At 70.0% G+C, this 16,242-nt stretch carries 13 protein-coding genes; 4 read left to right on the top strand and 9 right to left on the bottom strand.

The genetic code is table 11. From position 1 onward, the window contains the following. Window positions 1–4: 4 nt before the first annotated feature. The 3 genes from IT371_01605 to phnD form a co-directional block, all read right to left on the bottom strand. Complete coding sequence (locus tag IT371_01605; GenBank protein MCC6746322.1) at window positions 5–1,522, bottom strand: acyl--CoA ligase; 1,518 nt, start codon at window positions 1,520–1,522, stop codon at window positions 5–7. A gap of 142 nt (window positions 1,523–1,664) precedes the next feature. Then, window positions 1,665–3,221 carry an acyl--CoA ligase gene (locus tag IT371_01610; GenBank protein MCC6746323.1) on the bottom strand — a complete coding sequence of 519 codons (1,557 nt, stop codon included), beginning with the start codon at window positions 3,219–3,221 and terminating at the stop codon, window positions 1,665–1,667. Window positions 3,222–3,225: 4 nt separating this feature from the next. Next, window positions 3,226–5,289, bottom strand: a complete 2,064-nt coding sequence (phnD, locus tag IT371_01615; protein ID MCC6746324.1) for a phosphate/phosphite/phosphonate ABC transporter substrate-binding protein — start codon at window positions 5,287–5,289, stop codon at window positions 3,226–3,228. 219 nt (window positions 5,290–5,508) lie between these two features. Here phnD and IT371_01620 point away from each other — a divergent pair, with 219 nt between their 5' ends. After that, window positions 5,509–6,246 (top strand): GAF domain-containing protein, encoded by a 738-nt coding sequence (locus tag IT371_01620; protein MCC6746325.1) that lies wholly within the window; start codon window positions 5,509–5,511, stop codon window positions 6,244–6,246. A gap of 76 nt (window positions 6,247–6,322) precedes the next feature. Here IT371_01620 and IT371_01625 read toward each other — a convergent pair whose 3' ends face one another. Next, window positions 6,323–7,978 carry a hypothetical protein gene (locus IT371_01625; GenBank protein ID MCC6746326.1) on the bottom strand — a complete coding sequence of 552 codons (1,656 nt, stop codon included), beginning with the start codon at window positions 7,976–7,978 and terminating at the stop codon, window positions 6,323–6,325. Next, on the bottom strand, window positions 7,975–8,718 hold the full coding sequence (locus tag IT371_01630) for a hypothetical protein (GenBank protein ID MCC6746327.1): 744 nt from the start codon (window positions 8,716–8,718) through the stop codon (window positions 7,975–7,977). The genes IT371_01625 and IT371_01630 overlap by 4 nt, the downstream gene beginning before the upstream one ends. A gap of 167 nt (window positions 8,719–8,885) precedes the next feature. Here IT371_01630 and IT371_01635 point away from each other — a divergent pair, with 167 nt between their 5' ends. Then, window positions 8,886–9,785, top strand: coding sequence for a tetratricopeptide repeat protein (locus IT371_01635; GenBank protein MCC6746328.1), 900 nt, complete (start codon window positions 8,886–8,888; stop codon window positions 9,783–9,785). On the opposite strand, the gene IT371_01640 is transcribed toward IT371_01635, so the two are convergent. Then, the gene (locus IT371_01640) at window positions 9,748–11,055 is read right to left on the bottom strand and encodes a penicillin-binding protein (GenBank protein ID MCC6746329.1); all 1,308 of its coding nucleotides are present in this window, start codon (window positions 11,053–11,055) and stop codon (window positions 9,748–9,750) included. The genes IT371_01635 and IT371_01640 overlap by 38 nt on opposite strands. A gap of 263 nt (window positions 11,056–11,318) precedes the next feature. On the opposite strand from IT371_01640, the gene IT371_01645 reads away from it, so the two are divergent. After that, window positions 11,319–12,122 carry a diguanylate cyclase gene (locus IT371_01645; protein ID MCC6746330.1) on the top strand — a complete coding sequence of 268 codons (804 nt, stop codon included), beginning with the start codon at window positions 11,319–11,321 and terminating at the stop codon, window positions 12,120–12,122. 11 nt (window positions 12,123–12,133) lie between these two features. Then, window positions 12,134–13,504: an MATE family efflux transporter gene (locus IT371_01650; GenBank protein MCC6746331.1), complete on the top strand. Its 1,371-nt coding sequence runs from the start codon at window positions 12,134–12,136 to the stop codon at window positions 13,502–13,504. Window positions 13,505–13,510: 6 nt separating this feature from the next. Here IT371_01650 and IT371_01655 read toward each other — a convergent pair whose 3' ends face one another. The 3 genes from IT371_01655 to IT371_01665 are packed head-to-tail and all read right to left on the bottom strand — an operon-like array spanning window position 13,511 to window position 16,223. Next, a complete protein-coding gene (locus IT371_01655; protein MCC6746332.1) occupies window positions 13,511–14,041 on the bottom strand; it encodes a hypothetical protein in 531 nt (176 codons plus the stop codon). 6 nt (window positions 14,042–14,047) lie between these two features. Then, on the bottom strand, window positions 14,048–15,217 hold the full coding sequence (locus tag IT371_01660; GenBank protein MCC6746333.1) for an acyltransferase family protein: 1,170 nt from the start codon (window positions 15,215–15,217) through the stop codon (window positions 14,048–14,050). Beyond that, a complete protein-coding gene (locus IT371_01665; protein ID MCC6746334.1) occupies window positions 15,195–16,223 on the bottom strand; it encodes an NAD-dependent epimerase/dehydratase family protein in 1,029 nt (342 codons plus the stop codon). Before IT371_01665 ends, IT371_01660 begins: the two co-directional genes overlap by 23 nt. Window positions 16,224–16,242: the final 19 nt, after the last annotated feature.

The following is a 16,242-nucleotide window of genomic DNA, read 5'->3' on the forward strand; positions in this document are numbered from 1 at the left end:
GCGCCTACAGCGCGTCGCAGATCTCGATGCGCCGGGGGACCTTGTAGGGCGCGAGATTCCGAGCGCAATGATCGATGATCGCCTCGGGGTCGACGGACATCTTGTCCTTCATCACCACCCGCGCCACGACCATCGGCCCTCCCAGCGGGTCGGTGATGACCTGGGCCTGGGCGGCGCTGACCTTCGGGAAGGCTTCGATGCACCCCTCCACCTCGCCGAGTGCCACGCGCTTTCCGTCGAGCCGCACGAGGTCGTCCTCCCGCCCGGCGAGCACGAGCCGGCCGGAGCGATCGAGGCTCGCGAGGTCACCCGTCCGGAAGTACCCCGCCGCGTCCCGCGTTCCGGATGGCGCGCTCTTGCTCGAGCCCGGGGATGTGCCCAGCTTCAGCGGGGAGATGGCGTCGCTTTTCACCCAGAGAGCCCCCAGCTTGCCCGCGGCGAGCGGCTTGTCCGTCTTCGGGTCGGCGACGCGAAGCTCCACGCCCTCGAGCGACTTGCCGACGCTGTCGCCGTTCTGACCTCGCGCGTCCAGCGACACCGTACCCGTCTCGGTGGTGTGGAAGCAGCTCATGGGGCGGACGCCGTACTTCTCGCGGAACGACTCGAGCGCCGCCCCGGTCAGGCCACCGCCGAGCGACACGAAACGGATCGGCTTGTGGCTCAGAGGGCGAGAGGCCGGGAGGCGCCCCATCTCGGCGAACAGGGTCAGGGTTCCGGGCAGGAGGGTGATCTTCTGATCGCGCACGAGCTTCGCGATGCGATTCGCGGCGATTTCGTCCTCAAGGTAGATGGTCGCCCCGGCGAAGAAGCAGGCAGCCATGCCGACGTCGAAACCGAAGGAGTGGAAGAGCGGCACCGTGAGCAGGGCGCGGTCCTCCTCGGTGAGCTCGAGCGCCTGGGCCAGGTGCTGCGCTTCGGCTAGCAGGTTGGCGGCCGTCCGCTCGACGGGCTTGGGGTCGCCCGCCGAATCGGCCGTCACGAGGACAGCGCAGGTCTGGTCCTCGGCCTTCTTCGGCACGGGGCGCGCATCCACACCGAAGATGGAGCAGCTGAGCAGCGTGCCCTGCAGCCGGCGCCGGCTCTCGGGGACGGCGCGCCGACGCGAGCCCTTGCCCGCGGGGGTGGCGGTGGGCGCGGGCGCTGGAGCGGAGGGCGCGGGCGCCTGGGTGCTCGAGGCGGTGGCCTGCGCCCCTTCGCCGCCGCGGGGACGGGTGATCAGGCCCCGCAGAGGCACTTTGGCCATGAGCATCTCGAGCTCGCGGCTGCTGGCCGTCGGGTCGAGCGGAAGGGGGGCCGCCTTCAGTCGACTGAGAGCGAGCGACAGGATGATGAAGTCCGGCACGTTGCCCAGCATCAGGCCGACGAGGTCGCCCGGTCGCACTCCCGCCGCGGCGAACTCATCGGCGCGCCGATCCACGCGGTGAGCGAGCCCTCGCCAGCTCAGGTACGTGTCGCGATAGATGAGGGACTTCGTGCCCCCTCTCGCCTTGGCAGCCTTCTGCAACCACCCGTAGAGCAACATGTCACTTCCCTGAAGGGTAGGTAGACAATAGCCGGCGGACTATAGCGCAGAGCGTGCGCCGCGTTCAATCGAATCTGACGGGCCAGTTCTCGTCGGGCGGGGGAGCTCGCGGCCGAGGGAAGAGGGGTGACGCTGGAAGAGGTCAGGCGACGGGAGACGGGGGAGCGGGGGGGCGCCAGCTCTTCAGGGCCGCACGCTGCACCTTGCCCGACTCGGTGCGGGGGAGCTGCTCGCGAAAGACCACGTGTGCGGGAACCTTGAAGCGCGGGAGCTGTTCGAAACAGGAACGCGCCACGTCTCGCTCGGTGAGCTCGGCCCCGGGGGCGCGAATCACGAAGACGGCGATGATCTCACCGAGCAGTTCATCGGGGATGCCCACGGCCGCGCACTGGGCCACGCCCGGCAGACGCTCCACCACCTCCTCGATCTCCTGAGGGCTGATGCGGTGGGCTCCCGACTTGATGATGTCGCTGTTGCGCCCGACGATGTAGAAGAAGCCGTCTTCGTCGACGCGAGAGAGGTCGCCGGTGCGAAGCCCCTCCGGGCGCAGCACCTGCGAGGTGGCCTCGGGATCCTTCCAGTACCCGAGCATGATGTTCTCGCCCTGGGCGACGAGCTCACCGACCACGTTGGGGGGCAACACCCGTCCGGCGTCGTCCATCACGGCGAGGCGCACTCCCGGGATGGGGATGCCCACCGAGCCCGGCTTCCGGCGCAGGTCGGCGGGGGGCAGGTACGAGAGTCGCGGCGCGGCCTCGGTCTGCCCGTACATCACGTAGACCTGCGCGTGCGGGAGGGCGCGCTGGAGCTTGTCGGCCAGCGCGGGGGTCATCGGGCCGCCCGCCTGAGTCACGTAGCGGAGGCTGCTCAGGTCGAAGCTGCCGAACGAGGTGGAATGGAGCAGCCGCGCGAAGGTCGACGGAACACCGGGGAGCCCGGTGCAGCGATGGTCCTGGATGCCCTGCAGCACCGCGGCCGGGAAGGCGACGCTCGGCAAGAGCACGAGCGTCCCCCCGACCGCCACGTGCGTGTGCAGCACGGAGTTTCCGTAAGAGTAGAAGAGCGGCAGGACGAGCGCGGCGCGGTCCGTGGAGACGAGCCCGAGGTACTCGACGATGGACTGCGTGTTGGAGACCACGTTGCGGTGCGAGAGCATGACGCCCTTGGGCGCGGCGGTGGTGCCCGAGGTGTAGACGATGGAGGCCAGGTCGCCGTCGTCGACGCGGACCCCGTCGAGGGGCGGGGCGGCGTCGAGGACCTCGGCGAGGGTGTGCACGGCGAGACCTTCGGTCGGCGCGACGAGCGGCGTTCCCACGGTGAGTAGCAGGCGCAGCGCCGGAAGCTGTGCCGCAGCGTCGGTGAGCAGCCCGCTCCCCTTGCCCGAGATGACGACCGCTCGTGCCTCGCAGTGGGCCAGGGCTCGCGCGAGGGGGGCCTCGCGGGTGTCCGGACAGAGGGGGACCACGGCGGCGCCGCACGCGAGGACGCCGTAATAGGCGATCACGTATTCGGGGACGTTGTCGAGGACGAGCGCCACCCGATCGCCGGCGCGAACGCCGAGAGCCGCGAGCGCTCCCGCGAGTCGAGACGCCGCGGTGGCCGCTTCCGCGTAGGTCAGGGATCGGTCGCGCAGGACGAAGAGCTCTTGCTCGGGGTGCCGCTCGGCTGCGCGCCGGAGGAGGTCGTGTAGGAGGGCCACGGGGTCACTCCTTCTTCCGGGTCGACGGCGACGCGTCGTCCAGGAACCGTTCGATGCGTCGTACCGAGTCGTAGTCCGAATCCCGCGCCTCGGCGAAGCCCGTCACGCGGCTCGTGGCTCCGAGCACCTCCTTTGCGCGCGGCGATTCGGACTTCAACTTGAGCAGCGCCGCCTGGAGCGCGGCGGCCACCTTCGGCGGCAGGCGTTCCGAGGTGCAGTAGGCGTCGTTCGGGATGCGGTCGGTGACGGCCAGGAACCGGAACTGGTGCTTCCACATCCCGTGTCGCGAGCTCTCGAGGAACACCCCAGCGAAGACGGCGGCACCGTCGCACGCGCCGGATTGGAGGGCCCGAAGCGCTCCGAGATGGTCGCCGGTGAAGCGCGTGGCGGAGAACGCGCGGTCGGGGTCGAGTCCCGCGCGCCGGAAGAGCGAGCGGGGGTAGAGGTATCCCGAGGCGGAGGTCGGATTCACGTAACAGAACACCTTCCCGTTGAGGTCCTTCAGCGAACGCAGCGCCGACCCCGTGCGCACCAGAATCGCGCCCTCGTACGAGCTCTCGCCGGCGGTGACGTACGTGGCGAGCACGCGGATGCTCGGAGATCGGCGCTTGGCCCGCACGTACGCGTATCCAGAGAGCCCGGCCACGTCGAGCTCGCCCGAGAGCAGCTGCCCCGCGAGGTCCACATAGTCGTCGAGGATGCGGAGCTTGACGGGGCGTCCGAGCTCCTTCGAAAGGTACCGCATGAGCGGCTCGTGGGTCCGCACCAGGATCTGCGGCGGCAGGTAGCGCGTGATGCCGAAGGTCAGCGGGGGCGCCGTCGCGGCGCTGGCGGGAAGCTTCGTCGAAGCGGTGTGGGTCTTCCAGTACCAGAGCGGGACCCCGACGAGAGGGAGGAGCGCGAGCGGGAGCAGCCACCGGCGGCCAGATCGTCGAGCGGGGGGCGCTGCGCCCACTTCGCCCACTTCGCCTTCGCCCGCGGGTGGCCTGACCTCGCTCTGCCACGCGCGCGTCTCGCCGGTGACGAAGTTCTCCGCCGACGGGGTGGGGAAATCCATCGCCGGCAAGAGCCCCGCCCCTACGATGGACGGGGTGGGCGCGGGGATGGGCCCCGTGGTGCTCGCTGAGAGGATGAGGTGCGACGGCAGGCGCAGCGTTGCCTCGGCGGAGAGTCCCGGGGTGGCGTCGAGGAGCGCGGCGTGGAAGTCGGCGGCGCATGCGTAGCGGTCGTCGCGGCTGGAGGCCATGGCCTTCAGCACCACGGCCTCTTGCGCGGGAGAGATGTCGGGGCGCAGCTCCCGCGGCGGCGTGGGGGCCGCGTCGAGGATCTGGGCCAGTAGGTCGTCTTGCGTCGCCGCGTTGTAGGGCAGCCGCCCGGTGAGCATGCGATAGAGCAGGACCCCCACGGCGTAGAGATCGACGCGCGCGTCGAGGTTCAGCTGCCCCCGCGCCTGCTCGGGCGCCATGAAGCGCGGCGTGCCGATCACGGCACCGATCGCGGTCACGTCGGGGACGTGGCCCCCGGTGAAGAACTTGGAGATGCCGAAGTCGAGGACCTTGACCTGGTGGCCGCCGTCGGGGCGGATGGCGATGAGCACGTTCCCCGGCTTGAGGTCACGGTGGATGACGCCCTTCTCGTGTGCCGCCTGCAGGCCGGACAGGATCTGGCAGGCGATCGCGGCGGCCACCTCCGGCGCGAGCTGGCGTTCGCGCCGAAGGAGCGAGCTCAGGCTCTCGCCCTCGAGGAGCTCCATGACGATGAAGGGGACGCTCCCCTCGTCGGTGCCGGTATCCGTCACGGTCACGATGTTGGGGTGCCGGATGGCGGCAGCGGCGCGGGCCTCCCGACGGAAGCGCGAGACGGAGTTCGGATCGCTGGCGAAGATCTCGTTGAGCAGCTTGACGGCGACCGTCACGCCGAGGCCGATGTGCTCCGCCTCGTAGACGGCGCCCATCCCCCCTTCGCCGAGCAAGCGGCCGAGCCGGTACTTGCCGCCCACCAGTCGTTCGGGGGGACGCGTCGGGGCCGGGGAATCCTGGCCGTCCTGCGGTCGATCTTCTTCGGGCATCGGGGACACAGCTCGCCGGCTCTTACGGGGCCGGTGGCGACGAACTACATACGATACCGCGAAGTTGTAGTCGGGGAAAGGGCGGCGCCCGCGGGGCGAGCCCGACAGGGTGGTCCGCCTCAGTTTCGCGCGCGGGCGGTCGATGGGGTTCTTGGGCGGTCACTCAGCCGGCCGTCCTGCGTCTCTGGCGGGGCCCGCGGGGAGGACAGACGAGGAGCAATGACGTTTACCCTGCGTGTCGAAATGATGGTCGCGGTCGTCCAGGAGCTGTCGCTGGCGCGAACTCTCGAAGGGGTCATGCGGGTGGTGCGTCGCGAGGCCCGGGCGCTGACGGGGGCGGACGGCGCTACGTTCGTGTTGCGGGACGGGGACAGGTGTCATTACGCGGACGAAGATGCGATCGCGCCACTGTGGAAAGGGCACCGCTTCCCCATGTCCGCGTGCATCAGCGGCTGGGTGATGCTCAACCGACAGACCGCGGTCATCCCTGACATCTACGCCGATCCCCGCATCCCGGCGGAGGCCTATAGGCCCACCTTCGTGCGGAGTCTGGCGATGGTGCCGATCCGGAGTTCCGCCCCCATCGGCGCGATCGGGGCCTACTGGGCCTCCGCGCGTCAGCCCCGCGCGGAGGAGGTGCGGGGGCTTCAGGCTCTCGCAGACACCACCTCGGTGGCCATGGAGAACGTCCAGCTCTATCAGGAGCTAGAGGCGCGCGTCCGCCGACGGACGGCGGAGCTCGAAGAGACCGTCGGGCGACTCCAGGCGGCGATGGGCGAGATTCGAACGCTTCGCGGGTTACTTCCGATTTGCAGTCATTGCATGAAAATCCGCGACGACGAGGGCGCGTGGCAACGGGTCGAGGCCTACGTCTCCAAGCACACCGAGGCAGAGTTCAGCCACAGCATTTGTCCTCCATGCCTCGAGCAACACTACGGACGCGGCAGCGGGACCTGAGCCGGAGCAGGACGCGAGGGTCTAGGCGACCGGAGAGGGGGCCCGGACGGCAGGTCGGCTAGGGCCACACCCCCCTTTAGGGACAGCTCGAGAAGTTCGCGGGGGCACCGGAGGCGACGGCGCTCTGCGTCACCTTCACGCGCTTGAGCTCACCCCCCTCGGTCCCCTTGCCTACGAACTGGAAAACGAGGGTTCCTTTGGTCAGGCAGCTGCCGGAAACCGTCAGCTTGTAGCCCTGGGCGTCGTCGGCGCCCTTCAGCACGACATGCGCCGTCGAGACGGCCTTCCCGGTGCCGTAGGCGTAGGTGATCGGCGAATCGCCCTTGCGCAGGGCCACGGCCACGTCCCCCTTGGTCGCGCCGCCCCCGCCGAGGAGGCCGCTCATGCTCTGGCCGAGCGGGACGTATTCGATGACGAGCTCCTTGGTGTCGGCGGCCACCTCCACCTTGTACTGCACGAAACCGGGGACGCCGTCGGTGAAGACGGCGGGGCTGCCCAGCGTGCCGAAGTAGCGCGGCGCGAGCGGGCTGCCGGAGGCGAGGTAGTCGTAGTCCTTGTGCTCGAGGAGGCGCTTGCAGCCGAGGAGGCCGTACTCCTCGAACAGGGCCTTCACCGCGTCGTGCTTGTCGGGGACGGCGAGCTTCACCTCGGCGAGGAGAGCCTGGGCCGCGCCCTCGAAACCGGTGGTGCCGGCGAGGCCCAGGACCGCGCCGAGGAAGGCCTTGTCGGCGACCTGCGGGGTGAGGATGGTGCGTGCGGCCCACAGCGCGCCGGCGGCCACCTCGCCGTCGTGGTGGACCTCGCCGACGAGATGCCCGGGGCAGAGCAGCTTTCTGCGCAGGTCGCGCGCGCCCCCCAGGTTCGCCAGCGCGTAGGTGCCGATCGTGGGCACGTTCAGGTGCGACGCCGCGAAGTAGTCGGCGAAGCCCTCGTTGAGCGCGCCGGGCGAGGGGTCCACGCCGTACTCGTCGTAGGCCAGGCCGCTGAGCGCCATCCCGATGACGGCGTGCGTGTATTCGTGATTGATCACCGAGGCGTCGTAGGACATGTCCACGGCGTCGGCCTGGGCGAAGATGATCGTGTCCTCGCCCTTGTTCAGGTCCACGCCGAAGGACTGGAAGAAGCTGCCCGTCTCCTTGGGGACGAAGGCCGCGTTCGGGATGCTCATCCAGCGGCCGAGCAGGTCGACGTAGGCCTGGACGTTCACGAGCGCTCGCAGCGACCGATCGATCGTCTTCTTGAAGCCCAGCGTGTCGGCGAAGTAGTCGTGCACGGAGGTCACGTGGTGGTACATCATGACCTCGGCGAAGGGGTCGTTTCCGTCGGACTCGCTGGCCGGCTTGATGTGCAGGTAGCTGCCGTCGGGGCCGCTGGTCGCCACCTTCTCCATCTTGCACATCCGCCCCGTGATCGACATCCCGCCGAAGGCGGCGCTGATCTTCTCTCCGCCGTCCTTGCGCGTGCAGTTGAAGACGTTGGCGTACTTGCCGGTGAGAAACCCCTTGGGGTCCGTGAGGTGATTCAGCCGCACCTGGACCGTCTTGCGCTGGTCCTCGACCGGGTTGACCGCGTAGACGTTGGCCATCGGTTCGCCGCGGCCCCCGCCGTCGGCGCGAGAGGTGGCGTCGCCCGTCCGGCCGCCGTCTCCGGCCAGGCCCGCGTCGCCCTGGGGTAGCGCGGGGTCGCCGCACGCAACGTAAAGAGGGAGGCAGAGCCACGCCGCGCGCTTCATCGTCGCACCTCCGCCGAGGCGGCCGTTCGTTCCCAGATCACGCCGGGGCGATGTCCGAGGTAGGCGCCCGTCTGGGCGTCCACGTAGTGCAGTCGCCCTCGCGGGTCTAGGCCGAAGGGGAGAACCACCTGGTGCGCGAGGCGGGCGGGGCCATCGGCCAGGATCACGAGCCGCGTCTGCGCTCGCGTTAGCGCGTCGGTGGGCGAGGCGGTCGCGCCGGCCAGGGTCCGCCAGGCGACCTCGACGGCCTGGCGGGCGGAGGCCGTGGGGCGCGTGGAGCCGAGCGCGACGAAGCGCGCCGTCGAGTGCACGACCTGCAAGCGGTCGCGCGCGTCGAACGTGGCCGTCACGCGCTGGCCCACCACCGGCACGCCCTGGAGAACGTGCTGGAAGCGGAGGATGCGTCGCGACCCCAGCCGCAGGGTTTCGACGAGCTCGAGCTCTCGGCGGTGGGAGACGACGAGCCCCGGGTAGCGATCGACGAACCCCCGCAGGCGTTCCTCGTCGGTGGCGCCCGGAAGGATCATCGCGAGGCCGTGCAGCATGGTCGGCCGGGCCTCGGTGGCCGCCCAGCGCACGGTGAGGCGGGCGCCGGTGGCGCGCACCGCGCTCTCGACGGAGCTCAGGGCGGCGCGGGCCTGCTTCTGCGCTCCGTCCCATTGAAGACGGAGGGCGTCGGCGGCGTGCGCGCGCGAGCAGAGCCCCGCGAGCGCAGTCAGAAGGATGGCAGTACGCGACATCGTGAACCTCGGTTCCTTTTGGTGGGCGGACTCTACCCTCAGAGCGCGTTCGAGTCGAACGGGATCCGCGACGTCCGGGTGCCCGGAACCACGAGAGGCCACGCGAGGCGAGGCTCGCGGGTTGAGGCTTGCGCCGCGCGGAGGGGACGGGGCAGGATGCGGCGGTCATGGCGCAGGACGAGCAGGAAGCCGGGACGGGAGGGCCGCAGGAGCGGCTCGCGGAGCTCACCCGGCAGGTGGTCGAGACCCGCAACCAGGTCATCAAGACCGGCAACGGCTTGGGATTGCTCGCCACCGAGGTGCGCGAGATCGGTCGGCTGCATCAACGCCAGAACCGCGCCCTGACCATCAACTCCGTTGGGGCGTACCTGATCTTCGCCGTCATCATCTCGCTCGGGTTCTACCTCACGCACCGGAGTCGGATCGAGCGGGTCGAATTCGAGAAGGACGTCCTCGCGCGCGAATACGCGGCGGTCCAGAGCCGGCTCGAGGAGCTCCGACAGGCCCACGAGCTCCGGCGCAAGACGGAGGCGCAGGCCGCGGCGCTCTACCATCTGATCGACGCGGGGGAGATCCATAAGGCCATCGAACGCTACGGCGAGGTGGCCCGCCTGCCGCTCTCGCGGGTCGAGGCGACGGTCCTCGGCGAGCTGCTGAAACGACGCCGGGAGCGGCTGGCCTACGGGGCGTACACCGCCGGCATGGCGGCCATCGGCGAGAAACACTACAAGCGGGCGGTAACGGAGTTCAGGCGCTCGCTTGCGCTGCTGAAGGATCCGCCGCACGCCGCGTCGCTCCTCTACTACCTGGGCATCGCGCTCACGAAGCTAGGCAGCTTTCAGGAGGCGGCCGACGAGCTCGAACGCGCGATCCGCGCCGACGCGGAGAAGCTGGTCGCGCGGGAGGTGCGCTTCTACCTGGCGAGCGCGTTCGAGCAGGCCGACCAGCGCGAGAAGGCGCGCGCGGCCTATCAGGAGTACGCGCGACGGAACCCGGCGGGGGCGCTGGCGGCCCGCGCGCGGCGGAGGATCAAGGAGCTTTCCGCGCCGGTCGGCGGCGCGAACTGACGTCGGCGGGGGCGCCCGGGCTTTTCGTTCCTTGCCCGCCGTGCCGATGGCGGAAATAGGCCGCGAGGAGGAGCTGCGCCGCGGTGCTGGCCTTGATGCGCCACTTCATGGGGTTGCCGAGGAGCACCGAAAAGACCACCTCGGGCTTGTCGGCCGGGGCGAAGCCCACGAACCAGCTGTAGTGCACGAAGGGGTTCTGCTTCGCGAGCGAGCCGGTCTTTCCGGCCACCGGTATGCCAGGGAAGTGGGGGCGTCCTCGACGGGTGTGAAACCCCTGGCGCGCGGTTCCGGTTTCGGTCGCGGCGACCATCATGCGCCGCAGGTCCGCCGCGGACTCCGCCTTGAGCGCGCGGAGCGGGGCCGGCACGGGCAGGCGGACCGGCTTCTGGTCGGGGGTTCGCACCGAGCGGACGATGTGCGGCAAGCGCATCATCCCACCGCTTGCGGCGGCCGAGGCGAGGACCGCGCCGTGCAGCGGACTCAGCTCGGTGTGCCAGAACCCCGCAGCGGCCTTGGCTCGCTCGGGCCCGTCGGCGGGGATCCGGGCGGCGCTCGGCGCCACGGGGAGCTCGAAGGGGAGTGCGCGGTTGAAGCCGAAGCGTCCGGCGGCCGCCTCGAGCGAGCGCCGATCCAGGTGCCGGAGGGCCAGCTTCGCCAGGATGGGGTTGATGGAGTGCGCGACTGCGTCGTGCAGGGTCCGGCACGCTCCATCGAGGGCCGGGTTGTCGCGCAGGTGCTCGGCGGTGAGTCCGTGCAGGCCTCCGTGGTAGCAGACCCGCGTGGAGGCCGAGACCCCTCGGTCGAGGAGCGCCCCGGCCGTTACCAGCTTGAAGATCGACGCCGCCGGGGCCCACGGCGCGAGGGTGAGTCGCTCCGTGTCGAGGGCAGAGGCCTCCGCCTGGTGACCGGCCAGGACCAGGACCTCACCCGAGCGGTAGTCGTAGAGCACCATCGCCGCCATGGGGAGCTCGTAGGTCCGGAGGATCGACCGCGCCTTCTCCTGGAGGACGGGGTCGAGGGTGTAGCGCACCTCCGTCCCGTCCGGGAGCGTCTGCACGAACTGCCCACCCAGCACGCGCGCGCGGTCCAGGTCGAGCTGCTTCTGCCACGATCGGGTCGGCGTGGCCGCCTGGGCCTGGACGAGCAGGGCGGGAGGCTGCGCGGAGGGGCGTCGCCCGTGCACGTAGATCCCAAGCCCGCCGAGTCCGCACAGGGCGAAGAGACCCCAGGCGAGGGGACGGCGGCGGGTGCGATGGGAAAGCGTTGCCATTACGGGGAGCCAGGGGCGATCTCCCGAGTCTAGTGGAGGGCGAGGGGGGGTGTCAAAAAAGGCCCCCCATCCCGTCGGGGAGGCTTCGGCGCGGGTTGCGACCCGTGAGCCTTCTATATATGGTATGAATTAAGAAGGCTTTTCAGCCGCAGACGCCAGTGAGCCAGCGCAGAGACGACTCCTTGAGCAGTGACCTGAAGAACAAGACGGTGGTCACGGTCATCAGCCGGATCACCGAGCGCCCTGCGGCCAAGGAAGCCTGCATGGTGGTCATCTACGGCCAAGAACTCGGGCGAAAATACAATCTGGAGAGCCCCTCGATCATCATCGGACGGTCGTCCAAGTGCGACATCCAGGTCGACCAGGAGTCCGTGAGTCGCAACCACTGCAAGCTCATCAATACGGGCAAGACCATCATCCTCCGCGACCTCGGCAGCACCAACGGGACCTACGTGAACGAGGGTCTCCTCGACGAGCACGTGCTCCGCGACGGGGACCTGGTGAAGGTCGGGCGCACGATCTTCAAGTTCCTCACCGGGGGGAACATCGAGCACGCGTACCACGAGGAGATCTATCGACTCACCACGGTGGACGGGCTCACCCAGGTCTACAACAAGCGCTACTTCATGGAGGTGCTGGAGCGCGAGATCAGCCGAGGGCACCGCTACGGCCGAGAGCTCTCCCTGATCATGTTCGACATCGATCACTTCAAGAACATCAACGACACCTACGGGCACCTGGCGGGTGATCACGTGCTCCATCAACTGGCCCAGGTGGTGAAAGAGCGCATCCGGCGCGAGGACATCATGGCGCGCTACGGCGGGGAGGAGTTCGCCATCGTGCTCCCCGAGATCGACGCGTTCAACGCCCGCCAGTTCGCGGACAAGATCCGCCGCCTCGTCGAGAAGACGGCCTTCAAGTTCGAGGACACGAAGATCCCCGTCACGATCAGCATCGGCGTGGGTTGCGTCACGGCCGACCTGACCACCTCCACCGATTTCATCAAGCTCGCCGACGAGAACCTGTACGAGGCGAAGCGGCGCGGTCGCAACTGCGTGGTCGGCTAGCAGCCGCGGGCATGCCCGAGGGTTCGACGCCTGCGCTGCAGGCCGCCGGGGCGGTTCCGCTCCGCGCGCGGGTGCGGCGCATCCTCGCCCTGGCGCTGCCGATCATCGGCGGGATGCTCAGCCAGAACCTGCTGAACCTCGTGGACACGGCGATGGTCGGCCGGCTCGGCGCGCCCGCATTGGCCGCGGTCGGGCTGGGCGGGATGGTGAACTGGCTCTCGAGCGCGTTCTTCCTCGGCATGGGGGCCGGAGTCCAAGCCATCGCTGCGCGCCGTTCCGGGGAGGGGCGCCCCGGGGAGGCGGTGGAGGCGCTACACGCCGCGCTGGTGGTAGGGCTGTTCGTCTTCGTCCCCCTGTCGCTCCTGCTCGCCACGCAGACGCGCTTTCTCTTCGGTCTCCTCACGAGCGACCCGGAGGTTGCCGCGCTCGGGGCGCCCTACCTGGCCTGCCGGATGGCGGCCTCCGGCTTCGTCGTGGCCAACTTCGCCTTTCGCGGCTTCTGGAACGGGACCGGGCGCTCCACGGTCTACCTCTCCACGATCCTCGTGATCCACGCGGTCAACATCTTGCTCAACTGGGTCCTCATCTACGGGCATCTCGGCGCGCCGAGGCTCGGGGTGCTGGGGGCGGGCATCTCGAGCGCGGTGGCGGTGGCCACCGGGACCGGGATCTACGTGCTCCTCGCACGACGGCACGCGGGGGCCGATGGCTTTCTCTCGCGAGGCCGCTTCTCCCGCGCCGCCGTGGGGGCCGTGCTGCGACTCTCGGTCCCGGCGGGACTCCAGGGGGCGTTTCTCGCGGCGGGCTTCGTCCTCTTCTACCGGCTCGCGGAGCTCCTCGGCACGCGGCAGCTCGCCGCCACGAACGTGCTCATCAACCTGTCCATGGTCTGCATTCTCCCCGCGATGGGCTTTGGCCTGGCCGCGGCCACGCTCGTGGGCCAGGCCCTCGGGGCCGGGGACCGGAAGGGCGCTGCGAGCTGGGGGTGGACGACGGTGGGGCTGGCGAGCGGTGAGATGCTCCTCCTCGGGCTCGTGCTGGCCATTGCGCCGGACACCTGGCTCGGGCTGCTCGCGAACGACCGGCAGACGCAGGCCCTGGCGCGCGTGCCGCTCGTGCTGCTGGCCATGCTGCAGCCGCTGGACGCCGTGGGGGTCGTGCTCTCCCAGTCCCTCCTCGGGGCCGGCGCGGTCCGACGCGTGATGGTCGTGAGCATCGTGCTGCAGTGGGGGGTCTTTCTCCCCGTCGCGTATCTGTGGGGAGTGAAGGGAGGGGGAGGTTTGCTCGCGCTCTGGATCAGTCTGGGGGTCTGGCGGAGCGCCTTCTCGGCGGTGATGCTGCTGCTCTTCTGGCGGGGCGGCTGGACGGCCGCGAAGGTCTAGCGCCGCTCAGGCGCCGCCGTCGATGACGCGAAAGGCGCGCCGCATGCGTTCCCGGCGGAGCGGCTCCAGCCCGGCTTTGAGCAAGGGCGAGTCGGGACAGCGGCGCAGGCCGGCCTCGAACGCGGCCACTGCGTCGTCGGCGCGGTCCAGCGCGTCCAGGATGGCCGCCTTCTCGTAGTAGAGGTCCTCGAGGAGCCATTCGTCCTCGCGGTGGACGACGCGAAAGGCGCGTTCCAGACCCTGCAGCGCCTCGGCGTAGCGTTCCATGTCCGCCAGCACGGCCGAGCGGACGTACAGGGCTTCGGCGCTACGGGGCGCACGCCGGACGGCCATCTCCGCTGCGGCCAGCGCCGCCGGGTCGTCCTCGAGGGACGACATGATCTGGCTCTTCAGGATCCACGCCGCGGGGTCCGTGGGGCGAAGCCTCAGGGCCATGTTGACGTAGTCGTTCGCCTCCCACAGATCGCCGGCGCTCTCGTGTCCTCCAAGGAGGGCGCGGGCCATTTCCACGTAGTCGTCGAACTCCTCGCAGGACATGCTTGGTCACCCGAAGAACGCCGAGGATCGCTGACCCAGTCGCCGGTCCATCATCTCCTGGATGCGCGCCCGTACTTGCTCCGTCAGGCGATTCACGAGCACGCGGTCGGCCGCCGCCTCCGGTCCGTACGTAGTCGCCAGGTCCAGCGGCGGGCCGAAGTGAATATACCACTTCGCAGGCAGCGGGGCCGCTCCGGCCAATCCAAGCCACGGGAATGTCGGCGTGATCGGCAGGTACGGCAGCCCGAGGTACTTGGCGAGCCAGGTGAAGCGAGCCAGGATCGGGTGGGTCTCCTCGGCTCCGACGACGGCGACCGGCACGATGGGGGTTCGCGTCCGCAGGGCGAGCTTGACGAAGCCGCCGCGTCCGAAGCGCTGGAGTTGATAGCGCTCGCGATAGAGCTTGCCGATCCCCTTCATCCCCTCGGGAAAGACCACCGCGAGCTGGTTGCCGACGAGCAGTCGCTCTGCGTTCTCCTGGCAGGCTCGCACGCACCCGATGCGGTTGAGGGCGACCCCGAGGAATGGGAAGTGGAAGAGGAAGTCTTCGACGAGCGGCCGGGCGGTACGGTGCGCCGGGTGGTCGTAGCGCAGGGCGTACATCAGCATCGTGGCGTCGTAGGGGAGCACCCCCGAGTGGTTGGCCACGATCATGGCGCGGCCGTGGTCGGGCACGTGCTCCATCCCGACCGTCTCCACGCGGAAGTAGCGTCGGTAGAGCGCCTCGAAGAGCGGCCGAAAGCGCTCGGCGTAGACCGGATCGAGCCCGAACTCGTCCACGGTCTCGGCCCGGTTGCGAAGTCCGAGAGCGCGGATCGTGGCGCGTAGCGCCGAGGGCCTCCATCGCCCGAGCAGCCCTCGCCCGCGCTCTTCGCCTGAGCGGAGGAGCCCTCCCTTGAGAAGCCGCACGAGGGGCCCGTCGACCCCGGCGCGCCTGCCGCCGGGCGAGAGGCTCGCGGCGCGCGCCGGGCGAGGAGCCTCCGCATCGAGGCTGGGCCCGGGTCGTGGCGCGGCGTCGCCGAGAGCGAGCGGCGACGAGCGGCGCATCACGGCGGTGGCGGCGCGGCGGGCCGCGGCTCCGTCGACGAACGGGGAGGTCGGCTCCGCGCTCGGGGCGTCGGGGCGGTCGGCCGGCGGGGTGCGCGCCGGCCGCTTACGTGCGGGAGTCTTGGGCATGGAGGTGCTCTGCGGTTCGCGGAGCCTCCGCCGGCGCATCGCCCGCGAAGGTCTCGACGACCCGCCGGATGTCGTGTTTCGCCGTGAAGCCCATCTCGCGCTGGCTCTTCGAGAGGTCGGCGACGCAGAGGTAGCGCAGGAAGTCCAGAAATGGGGGCGGCGCGTCGCTGAGCTGCGCCATCCAGAGCAGCCCCGCGAGCGGTCGGGCGGCGAAGAGCGGGAGAGGCAGCGCGATGCGTCCCGCCAGGGCGAGCAAGGTCCCGAGAGGGAGCACGCCCGGGGCCGCGACGTTGTACTCGCCGTGGAAGTCGGCATCGAGGGCCAGCTTGAGCGCGGAGACGGCGTCGTCTTCGTGCAGGAGCTGCATCAGCGGGTCGTAGCCCATCAGGACGGGCACCACGGGGCGCCCGAAGTAGCGCGACACCAGGTTGCCGATGCGCGGCCCGAGGATGGGCGCCATGCGCAGGACCGTCACGACGGCCTGCGGGTTCTCGCTGCGGAAGCGGCGCACCAGGCGTTCGGCCTCGACCTTGTCCCGCAGGTAGGCGCAGTCGGCGCTGCCGACGAGCGTCTGGGACTCCGGCAGGACGTTGGGGTGACGCGGGTCGGCGCCGTAGAGCGCGGTCGTGCTCTTCTGCACCACCTTGCGCACCTGGCTCGCCGCGCAGGCGTTGAGCACGTGCATGGTGCCGATCGCCTCGAGTTCGTGGCTCCAGGCGGCGTTGTGCGAGGCGCGGTAGAGGTAGGCCAGGTGGACCAGCGTGTCGGCGCGCTCCTTCCGGAGCAGCTCGGCGACCTCTGCGTCGGCCGTGGGGAGGGTGAGGTCTATCTTGTGGAAGTCGGTCTTGCCAGCCGGGACGTCGGGCGGGCGTACGTCGAGGGCGAGGATCTTCGCGTAGCGTCGATCCTGCTCGAGGCGACGGATGAGCTCGGAGCCGAGAAACGCCGCGGCCCCGGTCACGGCCACTACGCGGCGGTGAGGCCCCCGCGGAGAACGGGGGACCATGGATCGCGAGGCCTCCGTC

This window comes from Deltaproteobacteria bacterium, from assembly GCA_020848905.1.
GTDB lineage: Bacteria > Myxococcota_A > Polyangia.